Source organism: Olsenella uli (assembly GCF_901212675.1).
In the GTDB taxonomy this organism is placed as follows: domain Bacteria; phylum Actinomycetota; class Coriobacteriia; order Coriobacteriales; family Atopobiaceae; genus Parolsenella; species Parolsenella uli_B.
In genome coordinates this window covers 24,081-40,211 of sequence record NZ_CAAKOQ010000021.1, presented here as the reverse complement: position 1 = coordinate 40,211, position 16,131 = coordinate 24,081, and the positions used below count along the sequence as shown (strand labels likewise).

The 16,131-nt window shown below is 67.9% G+C and carries 11 protein-coding genes; 4 read left to right on the top strand and 7 right to left on the bottom strand.

Annotated elements, in window-relative coordinates:
- Positions 1-47 precede the first annotated feature (47 nt).
- The gene (locus EFAMC1_RS02420; RefSeq protein WP_154052748.1) at positions 48-998 is read left to right on the top strand and encodes a C39 family peptidase; all 951 of its coding nucleotides are present in this window, start codon (positions 48-50) and stop codon (positions 996-998) included.
- A 75-nt stretch (positions 999-1,073) separates the two neighbouring features.
- On the opposite strand, the gene EFAMC1_RS02415 is transcribed toward EFAMC1_RS02420, so the two are convergent.
- Both EFAMC1_RS02415 and EFAMC1_RS02410 read right to left on the bottom strand, forming a co-directional pair.
- Positions 1,074-1,499, bottom strand: a complete 426-nt coding sequence (locus EFAMC1_RS02415) for a GtrA family protein (RefSeq protein WP_154052747.1) — start codon at positions 1,497-1,499, stop codon at positions 1,074-1,076.
- 114 nt (positions 1,500-1,613) lie between these two features.
- A complete protein-coding gene (locus EFAMC1_RS02410; RefSeq protein WP_187324512.1) occupies positions 1,614-3,716 on the bottom strand; it encodes a DUF4012 domain-containing protein in 2,103 nt (700 codons plus the stop codon).
- A gap of 882 nt (positions 3,717-4,598) precedes the next feature.
- Here EFAMC1_RS02410 and EFAMC1_RS02405 point away from each other — a divergent pair.
- Complete coding sequence (locus tag EFAMC1_RS02405) at positions 4,599-5,549, top strand: hypothetical protein (RefSeq protein WP_154052745.1); 951 nt, start codon at positions 4,599-4,601, stop codon at positions 5,547-5,549.
- Positions 5,550-6,047: 498 nt separating this feature from the next.
- Here EFAMC1_RS02405 and EFAMC1_RS02400 read toward each other — a convergent pair whose 3' ends face one another.
- The 4 genes from EFAMC1_RS02400 to EFAMC1_RS02385 all read right to left on the bottom strand — a co-directional run bounded on the left by EFAMC1_RS02400 (position 6,048) and on the right by EFAMC1_RS02385 (position 12,681).
- Entirely contained in the window at positions 6,048-7,772 is a 1,725-nt protein-coding gene (locus tag EFAMC1_RS02400) for a phospho-sugar mutase (protein WP_154052744.1), read from the bottom strand.
- A 362-nt stretch (positions 7,773-8,134) separates the two neighbouring features.
- Positions 8,135-8,743 carry an SIS domain-containing protein gene (locus EFAMC1_RS02395; RefSeq protein WP_154052743.1) on the bottom strand — a complete coding sequence of 203 codons (609 nt, stop codon included), beginning with the start codon at positions 8,741-8,743 and terminating at the stop codon, positions 8,135-8,137.
- 150 nt (positions 8,744-8,893) lie between these two features.
- A complete protein-coding gene (locus EFAMC1_RS02390; RefSeq protein ID WP_154052742.1) occupies positions 8,894-11,404 on the bottom strand; it encodes a phosphoketolase in 2,511 nt (836 codons plus the stop codon).
- A 251-nt stretch (positions 11,405-11,655) separates the two neighbouring features.
- Positions 11,656-12,681, bottom strand: a complete 1,026-nt coding sequence (locus tag EFAMC1_RS02385) for a LacI family DNA-binding transcriptional regulator (RefSeq protein WP_261981720.1) — start codon at positions 12,679-12,681, stop codon at positions 11,656-11,658.
- Between the two features lie 365 nt (positions 12,682-13,046).
- Here EFAMC1_RS02385 and EFAMC1_RS02380 point away from each other — a divergent pair, with 365 nt between their 5' ends.
- Positions 13,047-13,514 (top strand): hypothetical protein, encoded by a 468-nt coding sequence (locus EFAMC1_RS02380; protein ID WP_154052740.1) that lies wholly within the window; start codon positions 13,047-13,049, stop codon positions 13,512-13,514.
- A 296-nt stretch (positions 13,515-13,810) separates the two neighbouring features.
- Here EFAMC1_RS02380 and EFAMC1_RS02375 read toward each other — a convergent pair whose 3' ends face one another.
- Complete coding sequence (locus EFAMC1_RS02375) at positions 13,811-14,956, bottom strand: aldo/keto reductase (protein WP_154052739.1); 1,146 nt, start codon at positions 14,954-14,956, stop codon at positions 13,811-13,813.
- A 207-nt stretch (positions 14,957-15,163) separates the two neighbouring features.
- Between EFAMC1_RS02375 and dtd the strand changes: the two genes are divergently transcribed.
- Entirely contained in the window at positions 15,164-15,616 is a 453-nt protein-coding gene (gene dtd / locus EFAMC1_RS02370; protein ID WP_154052738.1) for a D-aminoacyl-tRNA deacylase, read from the top strand.
- Positions 15,617-16,131 lie beyond the last annotated feature (515 nt).

Below are 16,131 nucleotides of genomic sequence, written 5' to 3'. Positions count from 1 at the left end.
GTGACAAATCATACGGAAGGAAACGTGACAAGGGTATCATTTTGAATTTGCGCGATTGGGGAGCGAGCGCAAAGGGGGCGCGACCGGATACGGACGACAAGATTCGCACGGCGATGGCGGCACTGCTTGCCGTCGCGACCTGTCTGGCGCTTGCGCTGACAGGCATCTCGGCCCCGCACCTCACGCGGCCCCAGGGCATGCCGCAGGGTCCCGACACGCTCGTGGAGGTTCTCGCCCGCGCGGCGAACACCACGCCCAAGCCGGCCCTCGCCGCCGCCTCGGCCGGAACGCTCCAGGCGCGCGCCCGCGCCCTCGTCTCCCACGACGCCGACGTCGCCTGGCTGGGAGCCCACGCCGCCTCGTACAAGAGCGTCGCCGGCCTGGACGAGACCAGCTCCATGCGCACGCTCGCGCTTGCCACGCGCGAGCCCCTCTCGGCCGGCTTCCTGCGCCACCTGAGCGGTTCCATCCCGACATCCGAGCCCTTCTCGGGTAGTATCGCGCCCGGCCAGGTGCCCGCCCTCTACCAGTGGGACGAGCGTTGGGGCTACACAGACTACTGCGGTATGCCGCTGGGGTTCTCGGGCTGCGGGCCCACGGTGATGTCGATGGCCTACATGGGACTCACGGGCAGGACCGACCTCTCCCCGGCCGACATGGCCGGCGTGGCCACGGAGGTCCACGAGGTCTTTGGCGGCACCAACTCGACCTTCTTCACGAGCCCGGCCATGACGGCGCGGCTCGGCATCGCCGGGAGCCGGCTCGCCGACTCGCCCGCGGCGCTCGTCCAGGCCCTGCAGGCGGGCGAGCTCGTGGCCGTCAGCGTGCGGCCCAACACGCTTGCCGCGCACGACCACTGGGTGCTTGCGGTGGGGCTCGGCCAGGGCGGGGCCGTGCGCATCAACGATCCCAACTCGCCCGAGCACTCCGACGAGGCGTGGTCGGCGGAGCAGCTCGTGGACTACGCGAACGCCCTCATCGCCCTGCGCACGGCGTAGGGGCAGACGCTACCTCTCGCCGGCGTCCGCCCGGGCCAGCGACACGGCCCGGGCGCCGCAAGCGGCCTGGCACTTCTACGCGTCGTCCCTCTCGGCCGCGCCCTTGTCGCCCGCGTCGAGCCACTTCTTGCGCGACACGAAGTTCCACACCATCACGACGGCCGTCGCGAAGAGCTTGGTGCCCGTGACCGCGAGCGCCGAGTCGCCCAGCGTCGCCACGCCCGCGACCATGCAGAGCTCGTTGATGCCGAGGCCGATCACCGACAGCACGACGAAGATGACGAACTCGCGGCCGCGGCTCATGTCGTCGCGGTGCGTGAAGACGTAGCGCATCGAGGCCAGGTAGTTGAAGACCACCGACACCGTGAACGAGATGCCCGCCGAGAGCACCGGGTCCCAGCCCAGCCCCTGCGAGAGCAGCATGAGGATGCCGTAGTCGATGCAGAACGATATGACGCCCACGACGCCGAACTTGAGGAATTGCTCGATGAGCTTGCGCATGGTCGCTCCTTGTCTCGCTGTCGCCCGGCCACCCTCGCGGCCGCAGCGACGCCATCAAAAGACGAAGGCGCCCGACCGCGTGGGCCGGGCGCCGAGAGCCTTCCCTGACTGGGCCTAGCTCTGCTTGTTGGCGATAACGCTCTGAGCCTCGCCACAGGTGGGCGTCGCGTGGACCGCGAGTTCCTTGCCCTGGGCCTCGGCCGGCGTGGTGACCGTGTAGGTCACGGTGCACGTCTCGCCCGGCGAGATATTGAGCAGGCCAAACGTCACGGGGACACCCTCGTAGCTGGAGTCCTCGAGCTGAAGGCCGCCGCCCTGGGCACGCGCATTGCTCACCGAGCCGCCGGCTGGCGCCACGAGGTAGACGCGCAGCGCGATGTCGCCCGTGTTCTGCTTCTGGCCACCGGTGCCCTGACCCGTGATTCCACCCGGCGCCTTGGCGAGCGTGGCCTGGTCCATCGTGTTGGTCATCGTCACCGTCATGGCGTACGACGTGGTGCCATCGGCGTTCGGCGTGGCCTCGCCGCGGTTGACCTTGAAGTCGAGGTACCAGCCCATCTTGGCGTAGGTGTAGTCGTTGAGGTAGACGGCCGTCTCGGGGTTGGACGGGTCACTTGGCATGGCGCCCGTGGCCCCCAGCATCTTGGGCAGGACGTTCTCCTCGTCGTTGGCGAACCACAGGCGGAAGCGGCCCTCGTCGATGCCCTTGGTGAGCGCCTCGGAGAACTTCTGAACGTCGAGCGAGCTCGTGTTGTCCACGAGCTTGGAGAAGACGTCCTGGGCCACCGTGGCGAAGATGCCGTCGGTCTCGCTGTAGGGGTAGTTCCAGTAGGCGTCGCTCGAGAGGAACTTGCCGGCGTTGGTGCCGTCGACCGTCGTGCCGTCCGGCAGGGTCACGCCACCCACGACCTGCATGATGTACTGCAGCTGCACCGGGTCGAGCGCGACGACGCCGTCGACGTGGTCGCCGTACATCATCGTCCACATCTCGGAGACGAGCGACGCGGCACGCGTGAAGTCCATGATGCCGAAGGTGTCGCCCGAGCGCGTGGCGATCTTGAGCGTGGAGGTGTTGGTGAAGAGGTAGCGCTCCTCGTCGGTGACCTGGACGGACTGGTTCTGCATGGTCACGACCGGCTTGATCTCGCCCATGGAGAGCTTGCCGTCAGTAACCGACAGGATGCCCCAGGCACCCGGGAAGCCGCCGGCGGCGCGGAGCTCCGCGTTCTGCTCGGCCATGAGCAGGTAGTTGCGCGTCTGGCCGTTGGCACCCAGCATCTGCGGCAGGTACGGGGCCACCTGCTGGGCCACGTCGATGCCCGTGGAGGCGGCGTCGAGCGACGACTTCGCCGTACTCACGAGGTCCGTCACCTGCTGGATGTGGGTGTCGCCGATGGCGTCGACGCGCGTCTGGGCGTCCTTGATGGGCTCGGAGACGCTGCTCAGGGTGTTCACGAGCGTCTGGAGCGTCTCGACGTCGATGCCGCCGTCAACCACGAGCGACTTCATCGTGACGCCGTCGAGGTTGTTGGCCGCGGGCACGAGCGCATTGGCGCTCACGTCGTCGAGCACGCCGAGCAGCTCGCGGGCGGCCGCGACGTCGGAGCCGTAGGCGGGCACGTGCGAGAGGGCCTGCCAGATGGGGCCGTCGGTCTCCTCGCGCATCTTGGATACGGTCTGGGAGATCTTGGCAGCGTCGGCGGAGAGGCCGGTGGTGTCGCCGCCCTTGATCTTGTTGGCAAGCTCCTTGCCCGTGGCCACCACGGTCTGGGCGTCGGCCTTCACCTGCTTGACGGACTGGTAGACCTGGAAGCCCACGACGCCGCCGGCCACGATGACGACCGCGAGAACCGCGAGCACGATCTTGAGTGCGAGGTGCTTGTGGTGGTGATGGTGGTGATGGCCACCGGAGGTGTAGCGGCCGGAGTCGCGCGAGTAGTCGCTCGAGGGCATGGTCGCGAAGCCGTCGCTCATGCCCACGCCGCCTGCGGGCTGGGCGAAGGACGCGTCGTCGGAAGGAGTGTCGGCGTAGGAGCCGGCGCCGCTGCCGCCCGCGAAGTGGGAGCCGTTGCCCGCGTCAGGCGAGTTGTAGCTCGCGTCGGACGAGTTGTAGCCCTCGCCCTCGACCGCATCGAAGAGCTGCTGCTCTCGCTCGTCGTCCGAACCATAGCCACCCGGCTGGGCGGGATTGCCGTTGCTGAAGTGCTTGGCGCTCATGGGCATCCTCTCACCCGCACCACACGGACACGCGACGAGGCGGGGCCATGCGGGCGTTCTCGCAGGACATAAGCCCTCGTGAGGCCGCTGTCCATATTTACCTAGAACAGCAAAAGTGTAGCGTTCATACGCCGGCATCACGGAATAAGGAGAAACCTTCGCCACCCCGGGTGCCTTCGCCCATACCGCCTATCGCACCGGCCAGCTCGCCCGACTCCCCCCACGTTAGTCTCGTATTTAGCAGTTAACTGCCCCTCCAGAGCTACTTAACTGCTGTATACGAGACTAACGAGGATATGGCCGCCGCGACAACACCGAGAAGCCGCTCAGCCCGCCACAACGCCACGCGACAGTTCATCCCACGGCAACGCCACCTGGCCGTTTAACCCACGGCACTGCCTCGCACCCGCTCAGCCCACGGCACCGCCTCGCACCCGTTCAGCTCACGGCACGCTCGTTCGGCCGTTCAATCCACGGCACCGCCGCGCGGCCGTTTGCCTCGAGCGCCATGCCACTCACCGACAAGATTTGTCATACCGACCCCGCCGGCAAGCCTCCTACCTGCCAATCCCTCGAACCACCAGGCACAAGACGCCCCTTTCGCCGAATCTCGGGACGTCCCCGAAAGCCCACCCGCACACGCCGGGTTGAAATTGCCCCATCGAAATGCCGCCCCTCAGTCCCCGCGTCTGGAGCAACATGCATGCCATCCCTGGAATTCTTGCAGTCCCCCACCCGCCAGCAAAGCCACGGCACACCCCCGGCAATCGCCTCCGCGCCGACAAGAGCCGCGAAGTAGACCAGCTCCTTGACGAGGCGGAGCGCAGCGCGTCTTGCCTTGTCGCCGCAACGGGTTCGCTCTGCAAGGCACTCGAGGCGCGCATGCGCTTGGGACTTCTCGTCTCGCCTTGTCCGCGGCTGTTCGCACGGACCCCGTACTGGGGCGGTCTCTCACCGACCCAGCGCCACCGCCACATCCTGTCCGGCATCGCCCTGCTCCACCCAGACTGGATTGCCTGCGGCATCTCCGCTTCCGTGGCGCTTGGCCTCCAGGTGCCCTATCGCCTGCTTGACGGCAGGGTTCACATGACCGCGGGACCACGACTCGCCTTCGACCGGAGCTGCGTGCAGATGCACCGAATGAGAGAGCCGCTCGAAACCATTCGAGTCGGCAGCATCATGACCACGACCGCCGCTCGGACAGTCCTTGATTGCACGCGGTCCGTCGACGGGCGCGGAGGTTTGGCAATCGCCGATTCCGCGCTCAGGGTCCGCGGCATGACTCGCGAGGAGCTCTGCGACTATGTCGAGACGCACGGGCGTGGGCTGCACGGGATAGCGCGGGCACGCGAGGTTGCCTCCATGGCGGACGCCCGCAGCGCGAACGGTGGCGAGTCGATTGCGCGAAGGGTCATGTACGAGCTTGGCTATGCAGTGCCCGACCTGCAGGTCTGCTTTGCGGACCCTATGGACTCACGACGTCGCTACTATGCTGACTTCGTCTGGCCACATGCCGAGGGCGGCCTTGTCATCGGGGAGCTCGACGGGGTCGAGAAGTACATGGACCCCGAGATGGCCGGTCCGGAGGGGATTCACGACGCGATTCTGAGGGAGCGGCGGCGCGAGTCCCGGCTCAGCATCACGAGGGCCGCCATCATGCGGTTCTCGTACCAGGAAGTCCTCGATGTCGGCTGGTTCGACCGACTGCTCTCGACGTTTGGCGTACCTCGCGAGCGAGAGCCGCTCGTTCGGGTCCCGGCACCGCGCGAGACGCGCCGGCCCGAGGCGCCCGCCCCGGAGCTCGTGCCCCTCGAGGCCTACGGACTTGAATAACCAAGCCTGGAGCTTGCCTCGGCACAAAGCCAGGGTCCAAGCCATAAGTTGGGCCCTCGTGTTGGGAGGGCGGGCTATCTTGCCAACCTGCCAAGCGTTAGTCTCGAATTTGGCAGTTAACTTGCTCTGAAGGGGCACTTAACTGCTAAAAACGAGACTAACGCAGTCGGGCGCCGGCGAAAAGGGAAGACGGCTACTTGCCTGCGGCCGCGCGCGTGACAGCGGGGCACAAGCGAAATGGCGAGGCGGCAGCTTGCCTGCGGCGACGGGACGGCGGGGCCTTGGCTTGCGGGTAGCGCGCTTGCGGCGACTTGCCTGCGGCCATGCCCGTCGGACGGCGGCAGGCGGCACGTTTGCGGCGGCAAGGCCGAGACGAAAGACGGGAGCCGCGACCCCTCGGCCACGGCTCCCGTCCGCAACTCACAGATTCCTGGACCCGGCGAACCCTAAGCACGTGGGCCCGGTGCGTTCTGCGCACGCAGGCCCCACGCGCAAACCCTACGCCAGCAGCTCGGTCTTGGCGGCCTCGGCGAGGCGGTCGTTCAGGGCCTGCGACTCCTCGCGCGTGGCGCCCTTGCTGAACAGGTACGCCTTGATCTTGGGCTCGGTGCCACTCGGGCGCACGATGACCTTCACGCCCTCGCCCAGGCGATACTCGAGCACGTTGGACTTCGGGAGCAGCTGCGCGGGCGTGTTGCCGTCGCCACCCACGACCGGCATCTCGACGTCGGTCTTGTAGTCGACGACGCCCTCGACCGGAAGGCCCGCGATCTGCACGGGCGGGTTCTCGCGCAGGCCCGACATGATGCCGGCCATCTTGCCCGCGCCGGCCTCGCCCGGGAAGCTCACGTTGACGACGCCGTTCAGGTAGTAGCCGTACTCCTGGTAAAGCGCCTCCATGGCCTCGAAGAGGTCCTTGCCACGCTCGGCGTACCAGGCCGCCATCTCGCAGGTGAGCATGCTCGCCACGATAGCGTCCTTGTCGCGCGCGTGCAGGCCCACGAGGTAGCCATAGCTCTCCTCGAAGCCCAGCAGGAAGCGGTCGCCCTGGCCGGCCTCGACCAGCTGATCCATCTGGCCGCCGATGTTCTTGAAGCCCGTGAGCACGCGACGCACCTCGAAGCCCTTGGCACGGGCGATGGCGTCGGGCATGGCGGTGGACACGATGGTGGGGACGGCCACCTTGCGCGTGATGTCCTCGCCGGCCTCGGCCTTCATGCGGGTGAGCCAGTCAATGAGCAGGATGCCCATCTCGTTGCCCGTGAGCAGCTTGTAGTCGCCGTCGTGCGGCACGGCCACGCCCATGCGGTCGGCGTCGGGGTCGGTCGCGAGCATGAGGTCGGGGTGCACCTTGTCGCAGAGCTCGAGGCCCTTCTCGAGCGCCTCGCGGAACTCGGGGTTGGGATACGGGCACGTGGGGAAGTTGCCGTCGGGGTTGGCCTGCTCGGGCACCACGGTGACGTTGGTGATGCCCACGCGCTCGAGGATGCGGTGCATGCACTCCATGCCCGTGCCGTTGAGCGGCGTGTAGACGACGGAGAAGTCGGGGTTGGGCTTGGTGCCGATGGACTGGGAGGCAACGGCGTCGATGAAGCGGTCGAGCACCGCGTCGGGCGTCCACTCCACGAGACCCTTCTCGAGCGCCTCGTCAAAGTCCATCTGCTTGACGCCGTGGAAGATGTCGGTCTCGTTGATGGTGTTCTGGATCTCGTCGGCAGCCTCGTTGGCGATCTGGCAGCCGTCGGGGCCGTAGACCTTGTAGCCGTTGTACTGCGCGGGGTTGTGGGAGGCCGTAACGCAGATGCCGGCGGAGCACTTGAGGTCGCGCGTGGCGTACGACAGCGTGGGCACCGGCTCGATGCGCGGGTAGACGAACGACTTGATGCCGTTGGCGGCAAGCACGCCGGCGGCGGCCTTCACGAAGTCCTCGCCCTTGTTGCGCGAGTCGCGCGCGATGGCGACCGTGGGGTTCTCGAAGTGCGCATTGAGGTAGGTGGCGAGGCCTTGGCTGGCCTGGGCGACCGTGTAGACGTTCATGCGGTTGGTGCCCACGCCCAGCGTGCCGCGGAGGCCCGCCGTGCCAAAGGCAAGGCTGCGGTAGAAGGCGTCTGAGAGCTTCTCGGAGTCTGGGTCGGCCATGAGCTGGTCGAGCTCGGAGGCAAGGTCGGGCTCGGTGACATTTTCCTTCCAGAGCTGGGCAGCCTCGCGAATCGTGTCGTCCATGTTTCCCCTCCCGTTAGGGGCGGCACGTGGCCGCCTGGCGTGCTGGAGGCGGCTTCCGGCCGCCCGACCTGCCAGCCGGAGGGGCGAGAAACGCTGTCCCGCCGACTGTCCATTCTGTCTCTAGTGTAGCGAGGTTGACTTGCCGCGGAGGCGTCGCGAGAGAGCAAAACGGCCCGGCTTGCGTCGAAGTCGGCGGATGGCGTCGCGAGAGAGCAAAACGGCCCGCGGGGCAAGTTCCCGCGGGCCGCGTGTATGGCGGCGCCTGTAGTGGCACCTGTGGGGGGAGCAGGCCGCCGCGCGAAAGGCACTGGCCTCGAGAGAAGCCGGCTCCTTCGCAAGCGCGGCGCCCTCCGCGCGAAAGGCTACTTGCCCTCGCGGATGGACGCGCCGAGCGCTCCGCCCGGGTGCCACTTGACGTACTGGTTGGGCTCCAGGCCGTAGTCCTCCTGCAGCAGGATCGAGAGGCACTGCAGCATGAGGACCTCGACGATGATCGAGGCGCGGGGCGGCTTGTTCATCGGGTCGCCCTCCTGCTTGACGCCCGCGATGAGCGTGACGTCGCCGGCCTTGGCCAGCCAGCTCTCGGGGTTGCCCGTGAGGGCGATGATCTTGACGCCCACGCCCTTGAGGCAGGTGACGGTGGCCTTGAGCTCGCCCGTCTCGCCGGAGTTGGAGATGGCAATCACGACGTCGCCCGGCTTGGTCTGGCCGGCCGAGCCGTGCACGCACTCGGTGCCGTGGAGTTCGTAGGTGGGGGTGCCGGTGGACGAGAACAGCGACGCGGCGTAGCCCGAGGCGTGGCCCGGCTTGCCGATGCCCGTCACGTGGAGACGGCCGCCGGCGGCCTCGGCCTGCTGGATGAGGTCCTTGGCAGCGACGATGGAGTCGTGGTCGATGCCCTCGACGAAGGCCTCGACCTGCTCCTTCATGATGCCGAGGAACTGGTCGACCTCCTGCTTGTAGTCTGTCATGCGCTTCCCTTCTCTTGGATGGGACTGTTGACGGTCGTGCGCGCTCGCGGGGCGCCGGGGCCCCGCCGGGCGGGGTGCGGCCGGAAATGCCCGGGCACGCACCCCGCGGGCCCTCCGAATGTGACAAATCATCCGGAAGGAAACGTGACGCTACTCGTTGTCGCCGGCGGTCATCTGCGTGGCGGAGAGGTTCTCGTCGGCGTCGCCCGCGGCGTCCGGCCACACCCACTGCGTGAACGCAGGGTGGTCGTAGCCCTCGTCGACCGCGAACTGGAAGGCCTCGTCGCGGAACTTCTCCCACTCGTCGATCTTGTCGGCGAACTTCTCGGCGTCGACCATGCGCAGCGCGTCGGCCGCGAGGGCCCAGCGGTCCATGTCGTTGAGGCGCAGCATGTCGAACGGCGTGGTCGTGGAGCCCTTCTCCTCGTAGCCGTGGACGTTCCAGGCGTCGTGGCCCGGGCGGTCCCACACGAGGCGGCGGATCGTGCCGGCGTAGGCGTGGAAGGCGAAGAGCACGGGCTTCTCGCCGTTGCCGAAGAGCTCGGCGAAGCGCTCGTCGGAGATGGCGAGGTCATTCTCGCTCGCGTTCTGGATCTTGAGCAGGTTGACGACGTTCACGAACGTGGCCTTGACGCCTTGGGCCTTGAGCATGTCGAGCGCGGCGAGCGCCTCGAGCGTGGGAACGTCGCCGCAGGTGGCGATCACGAGGTCGGCGTCGGCGAGCGAGTCGGCCGTGCTGGCCCACTTCCACTCGGCCACGCCCTCGGCGAGCTCGGCCTTGGCCTCGTCGACCGTGAGGAACGCGGGCGCTGGCTGCTTGCCGCAGAAGATGGCGTTCACGCAGTTGGTGGACTGGTAGGCGCGCTCGGCCACGGCGAGGGCCATGTTGGCGTCGCAGGGGTAGTAGGCGTTCACGATGTGGGTCTCGTTGGCCTTGTTGAGCAGCAGGTCGACGAAGCCCGGGTCCTGGTGCGAGAAGCCGTTGTGGTCCTGGCGCCAGACGTGGCTGGAGAGCAGGATGTTGAGGCCGGCAATGGGCTTCCTCCAGGGAATCTCGCGCACGGTGGCCTCGAGCCACTTGCAGTGCTGGTTCACCATGGAGTCGACCACGTGGACGAACGACTCGTAGGAGCTCCACACGCCGTGGCGGCCGGTGAGCACGTAGCCCTCGAGGAAGCCCTCGCACTGGTGCTCGGAGAGCTGCTCGACGACCTTGCCCGACGGGGCGAGGAGCTCGTCGTTGTCGGCGTCGGCGTAGTAGCCGCCCTCCCACTGCTTGTGGGTGTACTTGAAGGCGTCCTGGAGACGGTTGGAGGCCGTCTCGTCCGGACCGAAGATGCGGAAGTCATCCGGGTTGGCGTCGAGCACGTCGGCCGTGTAGGCGCCAAAGACGCGGGCAGCCTCGGTGGAGCCCCAGCCGTGGCCCTTCTCGGCGACCGGCACCTCGTGGGCGTGGATGTCGGGGAGGTTGAGCTCCTGGCGCACGACGCCGCCATTGGCGTTGGGGTTGGCGCCCAGGCGCAGCTCGCCGGTGGGCATGAAGCTCGTGACCTCGGGGCGGATGGCGCCCCTCTCGTCGAAGAGCTCCTCGGGTGCGTAGGAGCGCAGCCACCCGCGGAGCACCCGGAAGTGCTCGTGGGTGTCCTTGGCGCTGGCCAGCGGCACCTGGTGGGCACGCCAGCTGCCCTCGGTCTTCTTGCCGTCGATGTGCTTGGGGCAGGTCCAGCCCTTGGGGGTGCGGAAGACGATCATCGGGTAGACCGGGCGGGTCTCGTCGCCGCCCTCGGCCTTGGCCTTGATGTCGCAGATCTCGTCGAAGACCTCCTCGAGCAGGGCCGCGAAGCGCGCGTGGATGCCCGCATGGGACTCGTTGTCGAAGCCGGCCACGAAGAAGTGCGGCTTGTAGCCCATGCCCTCGAAGAACCTCTGGAGCTCCTCGTCGGAGACGCGTGCGAGGATGGTGGGGTTGGCGATCTTGTAGCCGTTGAGGTGCAGGATCGGCAGCACGATGCCGTCGGTCTTGGGGTTCACGAGCTTGTTGGACTGCCAGGAGGTGGCGAGCGGGCCCGTCTCGGACTCGCCGTCGCCCACCACGGCCACGGCCAGCAGGCTCGGGTTGTCCATCACGGCGCCGTAGGCGTGGGAGAGCGTGTAGCCGAGCTCGCCGCCCTCGTGGATGGAGCCGGGGGTCTCGGGCGCGAAGTGGCTGGGGATGCCGCCGGGGTAGGAGAACTGGCGGAAGAACTGCTGGAGGCCGGCCTCGTCATTGGTGATGTCCGGGCGGATCTCGCGGTAGGTGCCGTCGAGCAGCGACTGCGAGGTGCCGGCCGGTCCGCCGTGGCCCGGACCCATGAGGAACACCGTGTTCTGGCCGTGGTCGGCGATGAGGCGGTTGGTGTGCGCGAACAGGAAGTTCACGCCCGGGGTGGTGCCCCAGTGGCCCACGAGGCGGTGCTTGACGTCGGGGCGGCCGAAGTCGCGGGTCTCGCCGGTCTTCTCGTCCGTCCAGTCCTTGCGCATGAGGGGGTTCGAGCGGAGGTAGATCTGGCCGACGGACAGGTAGTTGGCCGTGCGCCAGTACTTGTCGACGCCCTCGAGCTCCTGCTCGGAGACGGGGCCGTCGAGCTTCTTCCAGGGCGTGCCGATGACGGGCTGTGCCATGTTCCTCTCCTTCTCCCGGGCGGCTGGGGCCGCGCGGAACGCGTGCGTCTTCCTGACTTCCGATGGGGAGCATATCAGGGTAAAACGTTTTACTCGCAGAGAATGTCAATTCTATTACAAAGCCGAGACGAGGTCTGTCGGCGAACGGTAGGTTTTTGGCGGCGAGCGGCGATGAGTGCAAAGGGGTCTTCGGGGTGGCTCGCGGGCTTCCAGCGCCGGCGCAACCCGGCCATGGCGCTCCGCCGGCCGCCCTACTCCCCCAGCGCGCGGACGCTGTCCTTCACCACGAGCCTCGGGGCAAGCACCACCTCGTCGGGCCCACCCAGCTCGCCCGTCCCCGTCTCGCCAATGCGCCGGAACAGAAGCTCGAGCGCCGCATCGGAAAGCTCGCCCACGTTCTGCTCGATGGAGGTGAGCGCCGGCTCGAAGAGCAGGTCGGCCGCCGAGTTGTCGTAGCTCACCACCGAGTAGTCGCGCGGCACGCGCAGGTCGCGCTCGTAGAGGCACTTGAGCAGGCCCAGCGCGATGTTGTCGCTGCCGGCGAACACCGCCGTGGCGTCCGTCTCGATGAGGCGCTGCGCGGCCGCGTAGGCGCTGGGGATGTAGTACTTGCTCGAGAAGACGTAGTCCGGCCGCACCGGCAGGCCCGCCTCACCCAGCGCGCGGGCATAGCCGTCGAGGCGCTCGCGGCCGGTGTTAGAGTCGGTGTTGACGAGGCACGCGATGCGCCGGTGGCCGTGCTCGAGCAGGTGGCGCGTGGCGAGGTAGCCGCCCAGCTCGTTGTTGAAGCGCACGCGGTCGCAGAAGAGCCCCCGGATGAAGCGGTCGACCATCACGAACGGCGTGGGCAGCTGGGAGAGATCGGCGAGCAGGTGCGGGTCGGCGCCGAGCTCGTCGGACACAACGACGAGCAGCCCGTCGACCCCGCGGCTCACGAGCAGCCGCACGAGCTTGGCGTCGTTCTCGGGCATCTCGTCGGAGTTGGTGATGAACAGGGCATAGCCATGGTTTCGGCAGCGGATCTCGAGCTCCTTGGCGAGCGAGGCGAAGAAGCGGCTCTCGATGTTGGGGATGATGAGGCCGATGGTGCTCGTGTGCTGCGTCACAAGGCTGCGGGCGATCTGGTTGGGGACGTAGCCGCGCCGGCGCGCCACCTCTCGAATGCGCTGCTTGTTGGCCTCGGAGACCTTGCACGGGCGGTTGTTGAGCACGAGCGACACCGACGTCACGGAAAGTCCCACGTCGTGCGCGATCTGCTTGAGCGTGACCTTTGCCACGGAGGCCCCTTCATCCCTCGGCGTTGCGGCGCTCGCTCGCGAGGCCGCCCGGCTATGGCCACGATACCAGCTCGTCGACGAATGGCGCGGAGCAGCTGGCGGCACAGGGGGCGCGGGCGAGCCGCCGGCACGGGCCAGGGGCACGCGAACCGCCATTGCCGGCCAAGTCGGAGGGCGCCTGCGGAATGCACGGCCCGGCCAGCGTGACGGGTCGTCGTGCACTTTTCCTGCCGTAACGTCGCTTTGGCCGGAATGTAACGCGGAGGCAACTTTATGCGAGTAGGTTTGAGCCACCAACATGGGATACGGCTCCCGTGAGCACGCCCGACCGCACCGCCGCGCCCGCGAGAGGACAGGTGAGGCATATGCACACGATTCTGTACCTGGGGCCCACGACAGACCTCGACTACGAGCGCAGCCTGCTCGAGGAGTGGGGCAAGCGCTGCGTACAGCTGGCGACGTGCACGGCCCTGCCCGCCCACGCACAGCTCGCCGCGACGGGCACCGACTCGGTCGTGCCGCTCGCCGCCGCCGACCCGCTGCGCGGGGTGGACGCCGTGGTCATCGAGAACGGCGAACTCGACGCAGAGGACCTAGTGACCCATCCCGACCTCGCGGTGGTGGTGCTGCTCGACGACCAGAGCGCCACGACGGACGTCGCCGCAGCTACCAAGGCCAACGTCTGGGTGACGCGCGCCACGAACCGGGCGCTGCTGCGCCACGTGCCCTTCGTCTCGAAGGCCCCAGGCCACTCCGCGCGCCGCCACGCCCTGCAGGACGCCCTGGCCGGCGTCATGGGCGAGCGCCCGAGCGGACGCATCAACGAGCTGTGACGCGCGGGGCGAGAAACCCGCCGAGACAAGCAGGCACGCCACGTGAACGGGCTCGTCCAAGACCTCGGAGAGCCGCCCCGCGTCGTCAAAGGCAAAGGTGTAGGGCTCGCCGCTCATGCCCACGCTCGCCTGGGAGATGCGACCCTTGCCGTCGTAGGCGTAGGTCGTCGTCTTGGCCCCGGTGCCGGAGCCGCCGCCCAGGAAGCCGCCGCCCTGCGAGGCGATCGCGCCGTCGGCGCTGTACGCGGCCGACCACGCCCCCGCCCGCCTGCACCTGAGCCCGCACCAGCCGACGACTACGCCGTGGCGCCCAGCACCTTGTCCACCTCGGCAAGCATGTCTCGCACGAAGATGTGCTGCGGGCAGGCCGTCTCGCAGCGGCCGCACTTGACGCAGTCGGCCGGGCCGGGGTGGCGGCGCACCATCTGGCGGTAGTACATCTGCTCGTGCCCGGCACCCTGGCCGCGCTTGTAGGCGTTGTAGGCCGCGAAGTACGTGGGGATGTCGATGTGCTTGGGGCAGCCGCGCGTGCAGTAGCGGCAGCTCGTGCAGGGAATGGCCTGCTCGGCGCGCATGGCTCGCGCCGCTCGCACGAAGGCGCCGCGCTGGGCCTCCGCAATGGGCTCGAAGCTGCCCATGAAGCACGTGTTCTCGTCGAGCTGCTCGGGCGTGGACATGCCCGAGAGCACGCACATCACGTCGTCGAGCGACGCCGCGTAGCGAATTGCCAGCTCAGCCGGGGTGGAGCCGGGTGCCACGCGCGAGAGCTCGAACGCCGCCTGCTTGGGCAGGTTGGCCAGCGTGCCGCCCTTGATGGGTTCCATCACCACGACGGGCTTGCCGTGCGCCTTGGCCACCTCGTAGCACTTGCCGCTCTGGATGGTGGGGCTGCTCCAGTCCAGCCAGTTGATCTGCAGCTGCACGAAGTCAACCTCGGGGTGGTCGGTGAGCACCTGCTCGAGCATGTCGGCCGTGTCGTGGAACGAGAGGCCCATCCAGCGCACGCGGCCGGCGCGCTTCTGCTCGGCGACGAACTCGAAGGTGTCGAGGCGCTTTGCCACCTCGTAGTTGTTCACGTTGACGTTGTGGGCGAGGTAGTAGTCCACGTGGTCGGTGCCGAGACGCCGCAGCTGCTCCTCGAAGATGGCAGTCTGCTCGGCCTTGTCGGCGCCCTTCTCGCGCAGCTCGCTGAGCGGCATCTTGGTCGCGATGGTGAACGAGTCGCGCGGGTGACGCGCCACCACGGCCTGGCCCACGGCACGCTCGCTCATGTGCTCGTGGTACATCCACGCCGTATCGAAGTAGGTGAAGCCGCGGTCGATGAACTCGTCGGCCATGCGCTCGAATGCCGGCATGTCGATCTTGGCGCGGTCCTCGCCGACGTGCGGCAGGCGCAAACAGCCAAAGCCCAGCTTGCGGGCCGGACTGATCTCGTCGCTCATGGTGTCCCCTCTCCTCATGACGGCGACTGTGCCCGGGCGCATGTCGCTGCCGTACCGCGGCGTCCCCGCGCCGGCGGATGACAGATGGATGACAGGTGCCCGGGATAGATGCCATCTATAGTGCGCCCTGGAAAGACTGTCGGCAAGGTGCGGCGGAGGCCGTAGACTGGTCCGGACGACAAGATGCGTGGGCGAGAGGGGACGTCGATGCGGGCACTTATCCAGCACGTGGGGCACGCGAGCGTGAGCGTGGAGGGCGAGGTCACCGGCAGCTGCGGGCGCGGGTTGCTCATCCTGCTGGGCGTGGGCGAGGGTGACACCAATGCCGAGGCCGAGCGACTCTGGCACAAGGCGAGCGGCCTGCGCATCTTTGACGACGCCGGCGACAAGACGAACCTGTCGCTTGCCGACGTGGGCGGCGAGGTGCTCGTGGTGAGCCAGTTCACGCTCTATGCCAACTGCCGACGCGGCCGCAGGCCCTCGTTCACCGAGGCCGCGGCACCCGAGCTGGGGCGCGAGCTCTACGAGCGCTTCTGCGAGCTGGCCGAGGCAGATCTCGGGGCCGAGCACGTGGGGCGCGGCGTCTTTGGCGCCCACATGCAGGTCGAGCTCGTGAACGACGGACCCTTCACCATCTGGCTCGACACCGCGGAGCTGTAGGGCGCACGGGCCTGCCGGCCGGCGATCCCATGTCGCGCGTCGCGAGTCGAGCGACCGTGCATTCCGGGTCGGCTGGCACGGGTTGAACGGCCGTGCATCCCGAATTGGCTGGCACGGGTCAGACGCCTCTTGCGCCGGCTCGATGCCCGCACGCCCTGGGCGCCAGGCCGTGCCGATGGGAGACGTGCCGCCATTTTGCAGTTTTGGGCCGCCTCTCCCGATACGGCGAAAAGCGCGCTCGCGCTACCTGGGGTTTTCTTTGCGAGCAGAGCCCCTGGAGCCTCTGTACCGATTGGGGGCGTTCGAAACTGCAAAACCGGCACCACTTCTTGAACGACGCCCAGCGCCGCCGCAGCGAACGGCAACGGGCCTCCCGGAGGTGGGCAACCAGCCGAAACCCGCAGCTGCCAATGGCCTTCCGCGAGCAATCCGCGTCCTCACTGTGCTCGACAATGCCACGCAGCGACCAATGGAAAGCTGAAACCGCACACCACTCGCGTCCAAACCGCGACCAA

Coding starts and splice junctions, on each gene's coding strand:
- EFAMC1_RS02375 (WP_154052739.1), bottom strand. CDS start 14,956: ATGAGCGACGAGATCAGTCCGGCCCGCAAGCTGGGCTTTGGCTGTTTG.
- EFAMC1_RS02415 (WP_154052747.1), bottom strand. CDS start 1,499: ATGCGCAAGCTCATCGAGCAATTCCTCAAGTTCGGCGTCGTGGGCGTC.
- EFAMC1_RS02390 (WP_154052742.1), bottom strand. CDS start 11,404: ATGGCACAGCCCGTCATCGGCACGCCCTGGAAGAAGCTCGACGGCCCC.
- EFAMC1_RS02400 (WP_154052744.1), bottom strand. CDS start 7,772: ATGGACGACACGATTCGCGAGGCTGCCCAGCTCTGGAAGGAAAATGTC.
- EFAMC1_RS02410 (WP_187324512.1), bottom strand. CDS start 3,716: ATGAGCGCCAAGCACTTCAGCAACGGCAATCCCGCCCAGCCGGGTGGC.
- EFAMC1_RS02380 (WP_154052740.1), top strand. CDS start 13,047: ATGCACACGATTCTGTACCTGGGGCCCACGACAGACCTCGACTACGAG.
- dtd (WP_154052738.1), top strand. CDS start 15,164: ATGCGGGCACTTATCCAGCACGTGGGGCACGCGAGCGTGAGCGTGGAG.
- EFAMC1_RS02395 (WP_154052743.1), bottom strand. CDS start 8,743: ATGACAGACTACAAGCAGGAGGTCGACCAGTTCCTCGGCATCATGAAG.
- EFAMC1_RS02405 (WP_154052745.1), top strand. CDS start 4,599: ATGCGCTTGGGACTTCTCGTCTCGCCTTGTCCGCGGCTGTTCGCACGG.